This window comes from Corynebacterium sp. HMSC036E10 (assembly GCF_001836265.1).
Taxonomy (GTDB): domain Bacteria; phylum Actinomycetota; class Actinomycetes; order Mycobacteriales; family Mycobacteriaceae; genus Corynebacterium; species Corynebacterium coyleae.
The window spans coordinates 194,683-210,361 of sequence record NZ_KV827977.1 but is presented as its reverse complement, the minus strand read 5'-3'; the positions used below and the strand labels follow the sequence as shown (position 1 = coordinate 210,361).

The following is a 15,679-nucleotide window of genomic DNA, read 5'->3' as shown; positions in this document are numbered from 1 at the left end:
AGGTGATGCGCTACCAACTGCGCTACATCCGCATGCTCTCCGCGCTTACCGCGCTGATTGCGAGAACAAACCTTATCCTCATTCACCGCTTGTATCCAAATCGGCAGTTCACGGCACTTGGTGCGGGTTGGTTAATGAGGTTTCAGCGATGTAATTCTCGGGAGCCGCACGCGATTCAAGGTGTCAAACTAGGCAGGGGAAGGCTCTCTTGGGGGGAAAGTGGTTGTGGCCTGCGGATTCGTCCGTGGCGCTCCATCCGTGTAATCTAGCAACTCGTTCGGTCCTATGGCTCAGTGGAAGAGCGTTCCGTTCACACCGGAAAGGTCGCTGGTTCGATCCCAGCTAGGACCACAACGCAAACCGTCAGGAAACTGACGGTTTTTCTTTTTCTTCAGGCAGTCAGGCTGGGGTCTGCGATTCCTAGCTGCCAATATTGGGGGTTTTGTGCCAGTGTGGGAACTATTCGGCCGTTTTAGGCGACTACTCATTTCGAGTGCGAAAATTACGCACTCAATAGTTTGAACAAGGAGACGAAATGCCCAAACCTGCACATTGCAGGCAAGTTGCACGAGTGGGCGGTATTGCTGCCGCGGCGTTGGCAACTGCTCTGGTTACCTCGGCTCCCGCGGTCGCGCATGACGTTGTTATCGGATCCAACCCCGAAAACAAGTCTGTGGTGCAGGACTTTCCTGAGCGGATCGAGCTGGAGTTTTCTGGCGAGCCCAAGGAAGGTTTCAATACCGTCGCCATCTCACGTACGGAGAATGGAAGCACGGATGTGCTGTTCACCGGCGAACCGGTAATTGAGGGCCGAAACGTCACACTCGACCTTCCGCCAGATCTGCAGCCGGAGGCCGGAGACTACAAAGTTGGCTTCCAAATCGTCTCGTCCGACGGACACGCAACTAAGGGCATGACCTCGTTTAGCTATCAGCCAGATGGCGCTGGCTCGCAATCGCAACAGGATTCGACCGCTACTAACGCTGCAGAAACGAATGAAAACTCAAGCGTTTCTGCTCTCTGGCTGCTTGCCCTTGGCACCATCGTGCTTGCGGTCATCGCGGTGTTGGCCGTGACGAATCGTTCGAAGAAGAGCAAGACCATAACTGATGACGTGCGCAAAGGCGCGCAGTAAGGAAACATGATGAAGAATCGTTTGATGGCCACGGCAGTTGTCGCTGCTTTCGCTTTGACCCCGGCGCTGACCGCCTGCTCTAGCGACTCTAATGAGGCGGCAACCGACACAGCTACCTCGTCCGCTGCAACGTCGGCAAGTGAGACTGCCACGGATGCTGCCGCCACCTCGGACGTTGAACTCGTCGATGGCACTGTGCGTGCAAAGGCTGCCAAGGACGCAGAAAATGGCAGTGATATGACGGCGATCTTTGGCACCTTGAAAAATGGCACGGATGAAGACATCCACGTGATTGGCTTCACTACCTCGCTGGGTGAAGCCATGTACGAAATCCACGAGGTTGTGGATGGCGTCATGCAGGAGAAGGAGGGGGGCATCGTCATTCCGGCCGGTGGCACTTACGAGCTGAAGCCGGGCGGTGACCACTTCATGGTGATGGGCTACCCGGACGAGATTCCTGCTGGAGACACCGTTGATGTCACGCTGCTGACTGAGGGTGGCACCACCATTGATATTCCGGAAGTAGCCGTCCGTACCATGCTGCCGGGCGATGAGGACTACGGCGAGGATGGCCAGGTCATGGACCACAGCCAGCACAAGCACGGCGACGATGCAGCGCATGGCGAACACGCCGAGCACAGCGAAACCGCTGAGCACAAGCACTAGGAGGAGCGAATTCAATGGTTAAGCCACAGCGTGGCGGAGTTTCCCGCCGGGTGTTTCTGGCCGGTGCGGCTGGGGTGGCGGGGGTTGCGTCATCAAGCATGGCGCTCGTTGCGTGTAGCGGTGAGGATGATCGCGAAACTGCATCACGGGCACTTACCGAATCAACTATCGCATTCGATGGCGCTCATCAGGCAGGCATCCAAACGACTACACAAGCGAATCTCAACCTCGTTGGGTTCAACCTCAAAGACGGCGTGGAGGCCGATGGAATCCGCCGTCTAATGCGGTTGTGGACGGAAGATGCGCGAGAGCTCGTCTCCGGCCGCAACCCTTTGTCAAGCCTTGAGCCAGAAATGGTAGACAGGCCAGCAAACCTCACAATCACATGCGGCTTGGGCGAGCGAATCTTTGACGTCGCCGCCCCCAAAAGTAAGCCGGCGTGGCTGCACGACATTGAGCCGATGCCACGGGAGAAACTCGTTCCAGAGTGGGGACAAACCGATATCGTTCTCCAGATCTGCTCGGATGACCCGATGGTGTGTGCATGGGTAATGCGCCACATGACCCGCGCAGGGATGGACTACGTAAAAACTGCGTGGGTGCAGCAAGGGTTCATGAACGCCTACGGCAATATTCCGAAAGGCCAAACCCCGCGCAACCTCTTCGGTCAAGTCGATGGAACCGTCAACCCACATTCGGACGATGAATTCGCGGAGCAGGTGTTTCACGAGGATGGCTCTTCCTCACTGGTAGTGCGCCGGATCGCGATGGATCTCGACGATTGGGAGCGGCTCGACCGGGCTTCACGCGAGGAGTCTGTCGGCCGCAGGTTGAGCGACGGTGCCCCGCTCACTGGCGACAGCGAATTCGACAAACCAGATCTCGATGCAATTGATGAATACGGTCTGCCCGTCATTGACAGGAACTCGCACATGGCGCGAGCAATGCCGCCGAAGGACCATCCGGAGCAGCGTTTCTTACGCAGACCGTACAACTACAACCTTCCGCCGGACCCGAACTCGAAAGGTCTCTCAAATGCAGGCTTGGTCTTTCTGACTTTCCAGAAGGACCCGGATATCCAGTTCACGCCGGTGCTTCGCCGTCTGCTGGAGATGGATCGCCTTAACGAATGGACGACTCACATTGGTTCCGCGGTGTACTGGGTGCCACCGGGCACTGTGGAGCCGGGTAGTGGTAACTCCGGTGATACGTACTGGGGCGAAGCCGTACTTTCCGGCACTCGGGGGTAGAATCCCTATCGACCGGCGTGCGTCTGCGCCGTCGGGACAGTGAACAGCACGATGGGGTTGCGTCCAGGTATGACGCAGCCCAATGACGCGCAAAGGAGCGCACGACACCTATGTCAAACGAAGCAGTAGTCGAGTTTGCAACGTTCGAGGTCCCCGCAGGCACCGCCGTGGGTGCAGCGATGCGGGAGTTGAACTTGCCAAACAAGGGCGACGACGCCGTCGTTTGCGTCTTGGATGCAGAGGGCGAACTCAAAGATCTTTCCCACGTGCCGGAGCAAACCGCCACGTTCACTCCTGTCCCGGCAAACACTGAGCTTGGTCGCTCGGTTATCCGCCACTCCTGTGCGCACGTACTTGCACAGGCTGTTCAGGCGGAGTTCCCGGGAACCAAGCTGGGCATTGGCCCTGCGATTGAAGACGGCTTTTACTACGACTTTGATGTCGCCGAGCCGTTTACGCCTGAAGATCTGAAGACGCTTGAACGGCGTATGAAGAAGATCATCAAGCAAGGCCAGAAGTTTGTCCGCGGTGTCTACGCATCCGTGGAGGAAGCAGCCGAGGATCTCAAGGATGAGCCGTACAAGCTCGAACTGATCAACGACAAGGGCAACGTCGACCCAGATTCTGACGAAGCTACTGAAATCGGTGCAGGCGAGCTGACCCACTACGACAACGTCAATCCCCGCACGGGCGAGGTGGAGTGGCATGACCTGTGCCGTGGCCCGCACGTGCCAACGACGAAGTACATCCCGGCATTCGCACTGACCCGTTCGTCCGCTGCCTACTGGCGAGGCGACCAGGACAATGCTGGTCTGCAGCGTGTCTACGGCACTGCGTGGGAGTCGAAGGAAAAGCTCGACGAGTACATGACCATGCTCGAGGAGGCTGAGAAGCGCGATCACCGCCGTCTTGGCAATGAGCTGGATTTGTTCTCCTTCCCAGACGAGGTCGGTTCTGGTCTTCCGGTATTCCACCCGGACGGTGGCATCGTGCGTATGACCATGGAGCAGCACTCGCGTGAGCGTCACGTGGCAGCCGGCTACTCCTTCGTCAACACCCCGCACGTGACCAAGGGTGACCTTTTCACGAAGTCTGGTCACCTGGATTGGTACGCGGACGGCATGTTCCCGCCGATGAAGCTCGACGGTGAGGTTGACACTGACGGCAACGTGACTAAGCAGCCGGTGGACTACTACGCCAAGCCGATGAACTGCCCGATGCACAACCTGATCTTCGACTCTCGTGGTCGTTCCTACCGCGAACTTCCGCTGCGTTTGTTCGAGTTCGGCACGGTGTACCGCTACGAAAAGTCTGGTGTGGTGCACGGTCTGACTCGTGCTCGTGGCTTTACCCAGGATGATGCTCACATCTACTGCACTGAGGAGCAGCTGGAAGAAGAGCTCACCAGCGTTCTGGAGTTCATCATCTCGCTGCTGCAGGACTACGGTCTGGATGACTTCTACCTCGAACTGTCCACGAAGGACCCGAAGAAATACATTGGCGACGACGACATCTGGGAGCGTTCCACGAGCATTCTCGAGTCGGTGGCGAAGAAGTCTGGCCTTGAGCTGGTTCCGGACCCTGCCGGCGCCGCTTTCTATGGCCCGAAGATTTCGGTGCAGGCACGCGACGCCATCGGTCGCACCTGGCAGATGTCGACCGTCCAGTTGGACTTCAACCTTCCTGAGCGCTTTGACCTGACCTACACCGCCTCTGACGGTTCGAAGAAGCGTCCGGTGATGATCCACCGTGCACTCTTCGGCTCGATCGAGCGTTTCTTCGGCGTGCTGCTCGAGCACTACGCGGGTGCGTTCCCGGCATGGCTGGCGCCACACCAGGTTGTGGGTATTCCGGTTGCTGATGCGTTTGCCGACCACCTTGATGGGGTCGTCGCAAAGCTGCGCGAGCGCGGTATTCGTGCAGAGGTTGACCACTCGGACGACCGCATGCAGAAGAAGATCCGTACGCACACCACGAACAAGATCCCGTTCATGCTGCTTGCGGGTGAGCGTGACGTTGATGCCAACGCTGTGAGCTTCCGCTTCCTTGATGGCACGCAGATCAACGGCGTGAATGTCGATGAGGCAGTGGAGATCATCGCGGACTGGATCGCGGCGAAACGTAACGATCAGCCGAGTGAGGCAAACGTTGCAGCCCAGCGGCAGTAATCATGGCGAGGACCCCTACATCGATACCGGTGTAGGGGCTCCTGACCGTCTTGTACGTCTGTGGGCGCCCTACCGGTCGAGTTACATTGCGTCGGCGCCGAGATCGTCGAAAAGCAATGACCCGTTTCTAGAGATACCGAAACTCAGCGACGAAGACGGATTGATTATTGCCCGTGGCACGCGTGTATACGCGGTGTTGAACCTGTATCCGTACAACGCCGGACATCTCATGGTTGTGCCGTATCGCAAGGTCGCGGAGCTTGAGGCGCTTGACGACGAAGAAACAACCGAACTGATGGCGTTTGCCAAGCATGCGGTAAAGACGCTGAAGCATGTGTCGAACCCAGAGGCGATTAACGTCGGTTTGAACCTGGGCAAAGCGTCCGGAGGGTCGGTTGGAGATCACCTGCATCTGCATGTGGTTCCGCGTTGGTCCGGCGACTCGAATTTTATGACTGTGCTTTCCGGAACCAAGGTTCTGCCGCAGCTCCTGCGAGAGACTCGCGAGCTGCTGGCGCAGGGGTGGCGCGAGGTCGAACAGGGCGAGGGGAGAAGCCACGATGCTTAGTGTGCATGGGCGTAAACCGGCAGCTGTTGTCGTGGAACCGGTGGCGAAGGGCTTGTTGAAAGCCGGCGTCACGCCGAACATGATCACCCTTGCCGGCACGATTGCCACGATGCTGGCGATGATGGTTCTCATCCCGACGGATCATCTCGTGTGGGCAGCGGTGTTGAGCACGATTTTTGCAGCGTGTGACATGGTGGACGGCACCATGGCGCGATTACGTGGTGGTGGGACGGCTTTCGGCGCAACACTAGACGCCAGTTGTGACCGTCTCACGGACGGCGCCCTGTTTGGGTCGATCGCTATGTGGATGGTCTACGTTGCGGACTTGTCTGCGGCCCATGTTGCAGCCTGCCTAGCTGTGTTGGTCCTCTCGCAGGCGATCAGCTACATCAAGGCGCGCGCTGAAGCCGGCGGCATCAGCGTCGTCGGCGGCCTCATTGAACGGCCAGAGCGTTTGATCCTTGCTTTGGGCGGGCTAGCGCTCGAGGGGTTTGGGGTGCCCAACGCTGTCGTGGTGTCAATTTGGATTCTGTTAGCAGGGTCGTTGTTTACCGTGGTGCAGCGGCTGGTCTTCGCCGCGCGAGACGATCAGGCGAACGCGAAGATGGCGCCACCAGCAGGGGCGTAGATGAGCGGCATTGGAAAGCGTGTGTCTTCGGCGGGTTACATCGCCGGGTGGAAGATCGTCGGGGCGCTTCCGGAGTGCCTCACGCGTCCGTTAGCTGCTGCTGGTGCGGATTGGGTATCAAACGACGGCGCCGGAATGGACATGCTGCGCCGCAATCTCACACGCGTCGTCGGTGCAGAAAACGTCACCAAGGAGCTGGTGCGTGACAGCATGCGTTCCTACGCAAGATATTGGCTCGAAGCTTTCCAACTGCCTCGCATTGCGGATGATCCAAACTTGGATGAGCGACTCACTGCAGGTCTGGTTGGTAGGGAGTATTTGCAGGAGTCGATCGATGCTGGCAACGGGGTCGTACTGACTCTGCCGCATTCCGGGAATTGGGATATGGCGGGAATGTGGCTTGCAAAGCACTATGGAACGTTTACAACGGTTGCTGAGCGGCTCAGGCCTGAGAAGCTGTTTGATGCGTTCGTGGAGTATCGCGAAAGCCTGGGTTTCGAAGTACTTGCCCTCACCGGGGAGAAAACTCCTCCCTATGCAAGGCTCAAAGAGGTCCTCCAAGGCGGGGGCATCGTGTGTTTGATGGGCGAGCGCGACCTTGGGCGTCGAGGCGTGCCAGTGACATTTTTCGGCGAGGATACGACTTTTCCTGTAGGGCCAGCAAAGTTGGCATTGGAGACAGGCGCGAGCCTTCACACAGTGCATACGTGGTTTGCAGGTTCGCAGACGGATCCTCGCTGGGGGATGAGCGTTGCACCTGCGCTGAAAGTAACCACGCTTGAGCGAACGGTGCAGGCAATTGCAGACGAGTTCGCTGTCGCGATTGCCCACCACCCGCAGGATTGGCACATGCTGCAGCCGTTGTGGCCTGTCGATGTCCCGGTTCGCGGGAGGCGCTGGGCGCTCGACAACCGTTCAGACATCTCAAGGGAGACCTAGCCGATGCGGGTTGGGCTAGTCTGCTCCTATTCTTTTGATGAACCTGGTGGGGTTCAAGCGCATGTCCTTGACTTGGCGGAGCGGTTGCGGGAAATGGGACATCACAGTGAAGTCCTCGGCCCTGCATCTGCCGATACACCGTTGCCCGAGTGGGTAACTCGGGGCGGGCCAGCGGTTCCGATTCCTTACAACGGTTCTGTGGCGCGCTTGTCGTTTGGCCCGCGAGTAGTGAGGACGACCAGGCGATTCATCGAACTCGGCGATTTCGACGTGCTGCATATCCACGAGCCAAATTCGCCGGGCTACGCCATGGTTGCGAACCGAATAGCCGCGGGTCCGATCGTGGCTACCTATCACACCTCTGCGGAGAGCTCCTACGCGCTGAAAGTAGCACTGCCTGCGTTGCGAGCGAACTTGGAGAAGATTCGTGCCGGAATCGCAGTGAGCGAGTTGGCATGGCAGTGGCAGGCAGAACAGATTGGCACTGACCCTGTGATCATTCCGAACGGAGTTGACACGCGACGCTTCGCGCGGGCTCGTGGTGTGCGCAATGACTCTTCAGACGTGGAGGTTGTGTTCCTTGGGCGACTCGACGAGCCACGTAAAGGCCTCGATGTGTTTTTGGCTGCACTGGAGCGTCTTCCGCGCCTTCCTCAGGTGACGGTGATGGGCGGAGGTGCTGCACGCGAAATGGACGGGGTGCGTTTCGCTGGGAAGGTTACGGAGGATGAAAAGGTCGAGATTCTCGGCCGCGCCGACATTTTTGTTGCCCCGAACCTCGGCGGCGAGTCGTTTGGCATCATTCTGGTCGAAGCAATGGCGGCGGGGTGTGCCGTGGTAGCCAGCGATATCCCTGCTTTTGCCGCCGTTGGCTCTGACGCTGCGGCATTCTTCCCGCCGGGGGATCCCGATGCTTTGGCGCAGCAGTTGCAGCTGCTTATCGACGACGCCACTTACCGCAATGACTTGATTAACCGAGGCGCACGTCGGGCCAGGGGATTCGACTGGTCAGTGGTGGCGAACCGTATTTGCGCTGTGTATGAGGCTGTTTCCTACAACGAGAAGGTGAGGATTGAGGGTGACATTTGGTGTCGTGCTTCTCGTCGTCGCGCTGATCTGCGTTGTCATTGTGGCTGCCTGGGCGTTTCACACTGCGCAGCGACTTCACCGATTGCATATTCGTTTGGATAGGTCCCGTGATGCGCTGCAGGCTGCTCTTGACCGCCGCTGCGCTGTAGTTGCGGCGCTGTTTCCGGAGCTCGCGAAGCAGGCTCACGAAACGGAGGCGCTTCGGTTCAGCTCGAAGGATCTTCGGCTGCGTCTTGGCGCTGAGGGGGATCTGATGCAGGTGGTCAGGGAGTCGTCGCAAAGCGGTGGCGACGTACCGGCTGAACTCCGTGATGCACATACCCGAGTAGAACTCGCCCGGCGGTTCTATAACGATGCGGTTGCGGATACGTTGGCGCTGCAGTTGCGACCTATGGTGCGGTTTTTCCGTCTTGGCGGTACTGCGGTAGTGCCGCAGTTTGCCACCGACGGCCAGTAACAGCGTATTTGTGCAGCTGGCGTATACTTGCGCTCTGTTAACCGTCAACAGAGGAATGAAGGGGTGCTCGATGGCAGGCCACTCAAAGTGGGCAACGACCAAGCACAAAAAAGCGGCGAACGATGCAAAGCGTTCCAAGCTCTGGGCGAAGATGATCAAGGATATCGAGGTCGCCGCCCGCACAGGCGGCGGTGACCCCGCTGCTAACCCGACCCTCGATGACATGATCCGCAAGGCGAAGAAGGCCTCGGTCCCCAACGACAATATCGAGCGCGCTCGCAAGCGTGGCTCCGGCGAGGAAGCCGGCGGATCCGACTGGGAAACTGTCATGTACGAGGGCTACGGCAACAACGGTGTTGCTGTGTTGATTGAGTGCTTGACCGACAACCGCAACCGTGCCGCAACCGAGGTACGTACCGCCATGACCAAGAACGGTGGCAACCTGGGCGAGTCCGGCTCTGTCAGTTACATGTTTGAGCGCACCGGTGTGGTCACGATCAAGAAGGGTGACCTCTCCGAAGATGACGTGCTGATGGCAGTGCTCGACGCTGGCGCTGAGGAAGTCAACGACCTCGGTGAGGAGTTCGAAATTACCTGCAAGCCGACTGACCTGCCTGCAGTGCGTGAGGCCCTGATCGGTGAAAGCATCGAGATTGAAGACGCTGGCCAGGAATTCCGCGCCGACGTTCAGGTCGATCTGGATCTCGAGGGCGCACAGAAGATGATGCGCCTGATCGACGCGTTGGAAGATTCCGACGACGTTCAGAATGTCTACACCAATATGACGATCTCTGACGAGGTTGCAGCGCAGCTCGACGCATAACACTTCGTCGTGAACCGGCGCGCCCTCTTTGAGAGGCGCGCCTTTTTCGCACGTTGTGGTAGAACATATGTGTCATGAGCGAAGGAGTGGTTGCGTGAACCTCGAAGGACTACGGGTGATGGGAATTGATCCCGGTCTGACGCGTTGTGGCTTGTCTGTTGTGCAGGCAGGTCGCGGCCGCCAGATCATTCCCGTAGCAGTTGGCGTCGTGCGAACTCCCTCAACAGCGGAGCTTGCGGAGCGCCTGCTCAGAATCTCTCGGGCGGTGGGCGAGTGGATGGATGATTACCAGCCCGATGTTGTTGCTATGGAACGTATCTTTGAACGTGGCAACGTCTCCACGGTGATGCACACAGCGCACGCTGTCGGTGTCATGGTCTTAGCCGCTGCGGAGCGTGACATCCCGGTGCACATGTACACCCCTTCAGAGGTAAAGAAAGCAATATCTGGCAACGGGCGTGCGGACAAGAAGCAAATGACCACTATGGTCACGCGCATTCTTGGTTTGAGTGAGGCGCCGAAACCAGCAGATGCTGCTGATGCGCTGGCCATTGCAGTCTGTCACTGCTGGCGCGCGCCACTTATCGCTCGAACGCAACATCTCCAACAACTTCAACACCCCAATACGAAGGCGGCAGTGCAATGATTGATTCTCTCAACGGTGAGGTGCTCACTATTGGTCTCGACCATGCGGTCATTGAGTGTTCTGGGGTGGGCTATAGGTTTCTTGCTACACCGCAAACGCTTGGCGGTCTTGTGCGTGGTGAAACGCGTCGAGTGATGACCTCGATGGTGGTCAAAGACGACGGCGTCACCTTGTATGGCTTTGGCGACAATGAATCGCGCGAGATGTTCCATAAGTTGCAGACCGTGACTGGCTTGGGTCCGAAGTTGGCTATTGCCGCGTTGTCTGTTTTTGAGCCTGGCGAGCTTTCGACGCATATTGCAAACGGTGACGCGAAGAAGGTTCAAACGATCCCCGGCGTGGGCAAGAAAATGGCCGAGCGCATGATCCTCGAGCTCAAGGACAAAGTTGAAGCGATGTTGCCGGCGCAGTTACCAAACGGTGCGGCGGCTGGTACAGCAGCAAAGCCAGCCACCACTTACGCCTCGGAACAGGTTGTGGAAGCGCTGGTCGGACTCGGATTCCCAGAGCGTACGGCACAGTCGGTCGTAGATCAGCTGACAACAGACCAGCCGGATCTCGACGCTTCTGCGTTGTTGCGTCAAGCGCTGACGCATTTAGGCAAGAAGTAGGCTAAAGCGCAATGTCTGATGTGGAAAAGACCGAGTTCCAGCTCCCTGAAGGTTTTTCAGCGAAAGCACCGTCGCCTGTCGACGCCAACGTGCAGGCCGACGAACACGATATTGAGCGTTCGTTGCGTCCGAAGTCCATTCAGGAATTCATCGGCCAACCCAAGGTACGAGAACAACTCAGTCTTGTGCTTACGGGCGCCCGAAATCGTGGTGTGACGCCGGATCATATCTTGCTGTCTGGTCCGCCTGGACTGGGCAAGACCACAATGGCAATGATCGTCGCACAGGAATTAGGCACGTCGTTGCGCATGACCTCCGGGCCTGCTCTTGAACGGGCAGGCGACTTGGCGGCGATGTTGTCTAACTTGATGGAGGGCGATGTGCTCTTCATCGATGAGATTCACCGCATCGCACGGCCGGCTGAGGAAATGCTCTATATGGCCATGGAGGATTTCCGTATCGACGTCATTGTTGGCAAGGGCCCGGGCGCGACATCGATTCCGCTAGAGATTCCTCCGTTTACCCTTGTCGGGGCAACCACGAGGGCAGGTATGCTCACCGGCCCGTTGCGTGACCGCTTTGGGTTTACAGCTCAAATGGAGTTTTACGATGTCGACGACCTCACCAAGGTTGTCAGCCGTGCAGCGAACATCCTTGGGGTGCAGATTGATACTGACGCTGCGGTTGAGATCGCCTCGCGTTCACGTGGAACCCCGCGAATTGCGAACCGACTCCTGCGTCGAGTGCGCGACTGGGCTGAGGTCCATGGCGACGGCAGGGTAAACCTGGATGCCGCACGAAGTGCGCTCGAAGTGTTCGATGTCGACGAGCTAGGGCTAGATCGCCTCGACCGTGCTGTGCTTGGCGCCTTGATCAGGGGGCATGGCGGTGGACCGGTAGGTGTAGGGACCCTTGCGATCGCGGTTGGCGAGGAATCCGGCACCATCGAAGAGGTCTGTGAGCCTTATCTGGTGCGCGCGGGACTGATGTCGCGAACAGGCCGGGGGAGGGTTGCTACCGCCGCCGCGTGGGAGCACTTGGGTTTGCAGGCACCTCCCGAAGCGCCTGGGCAGATGCCGCTCTACTAAGCCCACGATTGTGTTGTGCAATGATGGTTTCTCATGGAACCAATTTTGCTCATTGTCATTCTGGCCTTGTTCTTGCTGCCTTCCATCCTCATGATGCGTGGCCAGAAGAAGCGTCAGGCTCAGATTGAACAACTGCGTCAGTCGATTCAGCCTGGCGACCAGATTGTCAACGTTGCAGGCTTCCACGCCACGGTCGTGGAGCACAATGGCGAGACCATGCTTGTGGAGCTTGCCCCGGGTGTAGCCGTGACGATGGATACGGCTGGTGTGATGCGCAAGATTGAGCCTGTGGCACCTGTCGACACAAATGAGGTACCCAACTAAGTTTTTCTGGCCTGATGGCGTAGCATATTTGCGTTGTGCCATCACCGGCTCGCGCGATTGTTTGTGTCCACCGCACCTTGAAAGATGCTGCTGGATCGGCGTGTGCGCCGGTGTAAGGCGGAAAACCCGAGCCTGAACAAAGAGGAGTCTGCTCAGTGTCTACACGCACTCGGCGATCCGGCGAGGCGAAGTCGAAGCGGCAGTGGCCCGCGAAGGCGCTTGCCCTATTCGCTCTCATCGTCATCGGCGTCTACGCCCTTGTATTTTTTACCGGCACGAAGAGTGCTACCCCGAAGCTAGGTATTGACTTGCAGGGCGGTACTCGTGTGACACTGGTGCCGCAGGGTGAAGAGCCTACGTCAGAACAGCTCCAGGATGCTCGTCGGATTCTGGAGAACCGTGTCAACGGCATGGGCGTCTCGGGTGCATCGGTCGTCGTCGATGGCAACACCATCGTGATCGAAGCAGCCGGTGACGATACCTCGGAGATCCGTAACATCGGACAGACCTCCCAGCTGTTCTTCCGACCTGTGCTTGACCCTCCGGCTGCAAACCCGGCTGAAGCAGATAAAGCCATCTCGGATATGGCAAACGAGTGGGTAAAGTACGGCATCTTCACGCCCGAAGAGGGCCAGTCACTGCTGAAACAGTTCGCGGCTCGCAAGGAGCAGGCTGAGAAACAAGCCGAGGAGCAGGCCAAAGCTGCTGAGTCAGGCGATGCAAACAACCCAGAGGTTGGCAAGGACGTCGCGCCAAGCGAGGAAGAAGCGCCAGCAGAGCCGAAGAACGTCCCACAGATTTCCGCTGAACCACTGCCGGAACCGAACGGCCCGGTTGAGGCCGCTGAGCGCCGCCAGGAAACAACCGAAATGCTGCGGAAGACCCGCCAGTCGACTGACCCGACTCAGCAGTACGCTGCGTTGACGTTGATGTCCGCACGCTGCTTCGGCCAGGCAACCGACCCGCTCGCTGGCTCGGATAAGCAAGATCTTCCGCTAGTCGCTTGTGACCCGTCGACCGGTCAGGCGATGTTGCTTGACGAGGTCCCCCTGCTGAGCGGTGTAACAGATCCGGAAGGGCCCCGCCTGACCGGCGAGCAGATTGATACCAGCCGCGCGATTACCGGCGGATACAACCCGCAGTCGGGACAGATGGAGATCAGCTTCGCCTTCAGCCAGGCTGGTGATGTCAACGGTTCCGCTACCTGGGCGAAACTCACCAGTGAGATGCTGCAGAAGCAGATTGCAATCACACTTGACTCCCAGGTGATCTCCGCGCCAGTTATCCAGGGCGCAACCCCAGTCGGCTCCGCAACCTCGATCACGGGTCAGTTCACTCAAGAGGAAGCTGAGGGGCTCGCAAACAACCTGCGCTACGGAGCACTGCCGCTGTCGTTCGCCGGTGAAAACGGTGAGCCAGGCGGAACTGCGATGACGGTTCCCCCTTCACTCGGTCAGGCCTCCTTGAAGGCTGGCCTGTATGCGGGGCTGGTGGGTCTTGCCATGGTGGCGATCTTCGTTTTCGCCTACTACCGCCTCTTCGGCTTCATCTCGTTGGTCACCCTGGCAGCAGCGGGTTTGCTTGTCTACGGCATGCTCGTGTTGCTCGGTCGCTGGATTGGATACTCGCTCGACCTGTCGGGCATCGCTGGTCTGGTCATCGGTATCGGTACGACCGCAGACTCGTTCATCGTGATTTATGAGCGCATCAAGGACCAGGTACGCCACGGCAAGACATTCCGTTCGGCGACCGCGTCCGGTTGGGAACGGGCCAAGGAGACGGTCATCACAGGCAACATGGTGACTCTGATTGGTGCGGTCATCATCTACTTCCTGGCAGTTGGCGATGTCAAGGGCTTCGCCTTCACCATGGGTCTGACAACCATCTTCGACCTGTTGGTCACCTTCCTGGTCACTGCGCCGCTTCTGGTGCTCGCATCTCGCAGCAATTTCTGGTCGAAGCCGTCTGTCAACGGTATGGGTGCCGCGTTCCGCACCGCAGAAGAACGCCGCGCTGCAGGTGATCTTGAGGAGGGCGACGGCGTCGTCGTCAAGCAACAAGCTTCCGTGGAAGCATCCGCCGCGAATGAGGAGGCCTAATCATGTCGAGCACTGTAGCTACGACCGAAACCCCCACGACGAAGCGCGGCTTTGCACGTCGCGACCGTGAATCGCTGTATGACGGCTCCGGCGGCCTCGACTTCGTTGGGCACCGCAAGACCTGGTACAGCATCACCCTCGGACTTATGGTGGTCGCGATCCTGGCGATGTTCATTCGTGGCTTCAACATGGGTATCGACTTCGAGGGCGGCACCAAGCTGACGATGCCTGCCGGCGATTTGGTCGCGACCGAGGTCGAGGAAACCTTCGTCGAGGCCACCGGTGTGACACCTGAGCTCACCCAGATCGTTGGCGCTGGCGACGCCCGCACGCTGGAGATCAACTCTGCCCACCTCTCGCAGGAGCAGATCGATGCCGCGCGTCAGGCTATTTTCGATACCTACCACCCACAGGATCACAACGGTGAGCCGAGCGCTGACGCTATCGGTGACTCCACCGTGTCGGAGTCGTGGGGTTCCACGATTACGAACCGCATGCTCCTGGCTATGGTCGTGTTCCTTTTGGCAGCGTCGGTGTACGTCGCGGTGCGTTTGCAGCGCGCAATGGCGCTGGCTGCCATGGGGGCGCTGTTGGTTGATGCCATCCTTATCATGGGTATCTACGCATTGTTCGCCCTTGAGATCACCCCAGCGATGATCATCGGTTTCCTGACTGTGTTGACGTTCTCGCTTTACGACACAGTGATTGTGTTTGACAAGGTCAAGGAGAACACGTCGGGAGTGCTTGATTCTCGACGATCCACCTACGCGGAAGAGGCCAACCTCGCGGTCAACCAGACCGTAATGCGTTCGATTTCCACCTCGGTTATTTCTGCGCTGCCGATCATCGCACTGATGATTGTCGCGGTATGGATGCTGGGTGTGGGTACTTTGAAGGACCTTGCGCTCATCCAGCTCATTGGCGTCATTCAAGGCGTGATCTCCTCGTTGTTCTTGGCCACCCCGATGTTGGTCAGCCTGGTAAACCGCCGTCAGGAGCACAAGGACCACAATGCTGCGGTTGAGGCATTCCGTAGCCGTGGCCAGGTCGAAGGAGTTGAAGAGGAACCGGTCGAAGAGAAGAAGCGCCACGTGGCTACTCCGATTCGACCTGTGGAAGACACGGGTGCATCTTCGACAAGCACCTGGCGTCCGAACGCGTAAGAAAGCGGCTGAAACCTAGTGGTGC

At 58.4% G+C, this 15,679-nt stretch carries 15 protein-coding genes, 1 tRNA gene and 1 pseudogene; all 17 read left to right on the top strand.

Translation table 11 applies throughout. The features are described from left to right. Positions 1-279 precede the first annotated feature (279 nt). The 17 genes and pseudogenes from HMPREF2736_RS04900 (at position 280) to secF (ending at position 15,654) form a co-directional block, all read left to right on the top strand. Positions 280-351, top strand: a tRNA-Val gene (locus tag HMPREF2736_RS04900). 184 nt (positions 352-535) lie between these two features. Further along, entirely contained in the window at positions 536-1,135 is a 600-nt protein-coding gene (locus tag HMPREF2736_RS04895; protein WP_070423061.1) for a copper resistance CopC family protein, read from the top strand. A gap of 9 nt (positions 1,136-1,144) precedes the next feature. After that, on the top strand, positions 1,145-1,801 hold the full coding sequence (locus HMPREF2736_RS04890; protein WP_070484859.1) for a copper chaperone PCu(A)C: 657 nt from the start codon (positions 1,145-1,147) through the stop codon (positions 1,799-1,801). 14 nt (positions 1,802-1,815) lie between these two features. Further along, entirely contained in the window at positions 1,816-3,051 is a 1,236-nt protein-coding gene (locus HMPREF2736_RS04885; RefSeq protein WP_070816232.1) for a Dyp-type peroxidase, read from the top strand. 110 nt (positions 3,052-3,161) lie between these two features. Beyond that, positions 3,162-5,219 (top strand): threonine--tRNA ligase, encoded by a 2,058-nt coding sequence (gene thrS / locus HMPREF2736_RS04880; protein ID WP_070829016.1) that lies wholly within the window; start codon positions 3,162-3,164, stop codon positions 5,217-5,219. Beyond that, entirely contained in the window at positions 5,131-5,787 is a 657-nt protein-coding gene (locus HMPREF2736_RS04875) for an ATP adenylyltransferase (RefSeq protein WP_083284803.1), read from the top strand. Before thrS ends, HMPREF2736_RS04875 begins: the two co-directional genes overlap by 89 nt. Further along, positions 5,780-6,415: a phosphatidylinositol phosphate synthase gene (pgsA, locus tag HMPREF2736_RS04870; RefSeq protein ID WP_070570439.1), complete on the top strand. Its 636-nt coding sequence runs from the start codon at positions 5,780-5,782 to the stop codon at positions 6,413-6,415. Before HMPREF2736_RS04875 ends, pgsA begins: the two co-directional genes overlap by 8 nt. After that, positions 6,416-7,354 carry a phosphatidylinositol mannoside acyltransferase gene (locus HMPREF2736_RS04865; RefSeq protein ID WP_070770963.1) on the top strand — a complete coding sequence of 313 codons (939 nt, stop codon included), beginning with the start codon at positions 6,416-6,418 and terminating at the stop codon, positions 7,352-7,354. 3 nt (positions 7,355-7,357) lie between these two features. Beyond that, positions 7,358-8,428, top strand: a pseudogene (locus tag HMPREF2736_RS04860) (glycosyltransferase family 4 protein); the annotation flags it as partial. A gap of 109 nt (positions 8,429-8,537) precedes the next feature. After that, positions 8,538-8,900 (top strand): hypothetical protein, encoded by a 363-nt coding sequence (locus HMPREF2736_RS04855; protein ID WP_246822054.1) that lies wholly within the window; start codon positions 8,538-8,540, stop codon positions 8,898-8,900. Positions 8,901-8,970: 70 nt separating this feature from the next. Further along, positions 8,971-9,723: a YebC/PmpR family DNA-binding transcriptional regulator gene (locus tag HMPREF2736_RS04850; protein WP_070829014.1), complete on the top strand. Its 753-nt coding sequence runs from the start codon at positions 8,971-8,973 to the stop codon at positions 9,721-9,723. A 94-nt stretch (positions 9,724-9,817) separates the two neighbouring features. Then, positions 9,818-10,369 (top strand): crossover junction endodeoxyribonuclease RuvC, encoded by a 552-nt coding sequence (gene ruvC, locus HMPREF2736_RS04845; protein ID WP_070451330.1) that lies wholly within the window; start codon positions 9,818-9,820, stop codon positions 10,367-10,369. Then, on the top strand, positions 10,366-10,980 hold the full coding sequence (ruvA, locus tag HMPREF2736_RS04840) for a Holliday junction branch migration protein RuvA (protein ID WP_070829013.1): 615 nt from the start codon (positions 10,366-10,368) through the stop codon (positions 10,978-10,980). The genes ruvC and ruvA overlap by 4 nt, the downstream gene beginning before the upstream one ends. 11 nt (positions 10,981-10,991) lie before the next feature. Continuing rightward, positions 10,992-12,068 (top strand): Holliday junction branch migration DNA helicase RuvB, encoded by a 1,077-nt coding sequence (gene ruvB, locus HMPREF2736_RS04835; protein ID WP_070423072.1) that lies wholly within the window; start codon positions 10,992-10,994, stop codon positions 12,066-12,068. Between the two features lie 33 nt (positions 12,069-12,101). Next, on the top strand, positions 12,102-12,392 hold the full coding sequence (yajC, locus tag HMPREF2736_RS04830; RefSeq protein ID WP_070451334.1) for a preprotein translocase subunit YajC: 291 nt from the start codon (positions 12,102-12,104) through the stop codon (positions 12,390-12,392). 155 nt (positions 12,393-12,547) lie between these two features. After that, positions 12,548-14,491, top strand: coding sequence for a protein translocase subunit SecD (gene secD, locus HMPREF2736_RS04825; protein ID WP_070451336.1), 1,944 nt, complete (start codon positions 12,548-12,550; stop codon positions 14,489-14,491). Further along, positions 14,491-15,654: a protein translocase subunit SecF gene (gene secF / locus HMPREF2736_RS04820; protein WP_371326412.1), complete on the top strand. Its 1,164-nt coding sequence runs from the start codon at positions 14,491-14,493 to the stop codon at positions 15,652-15,654. Before secD ends, secF begins: the two co-directional genes overlap by 1 nt. Positions 15,655-15,679: the final 25 nt, after the last annotated feature.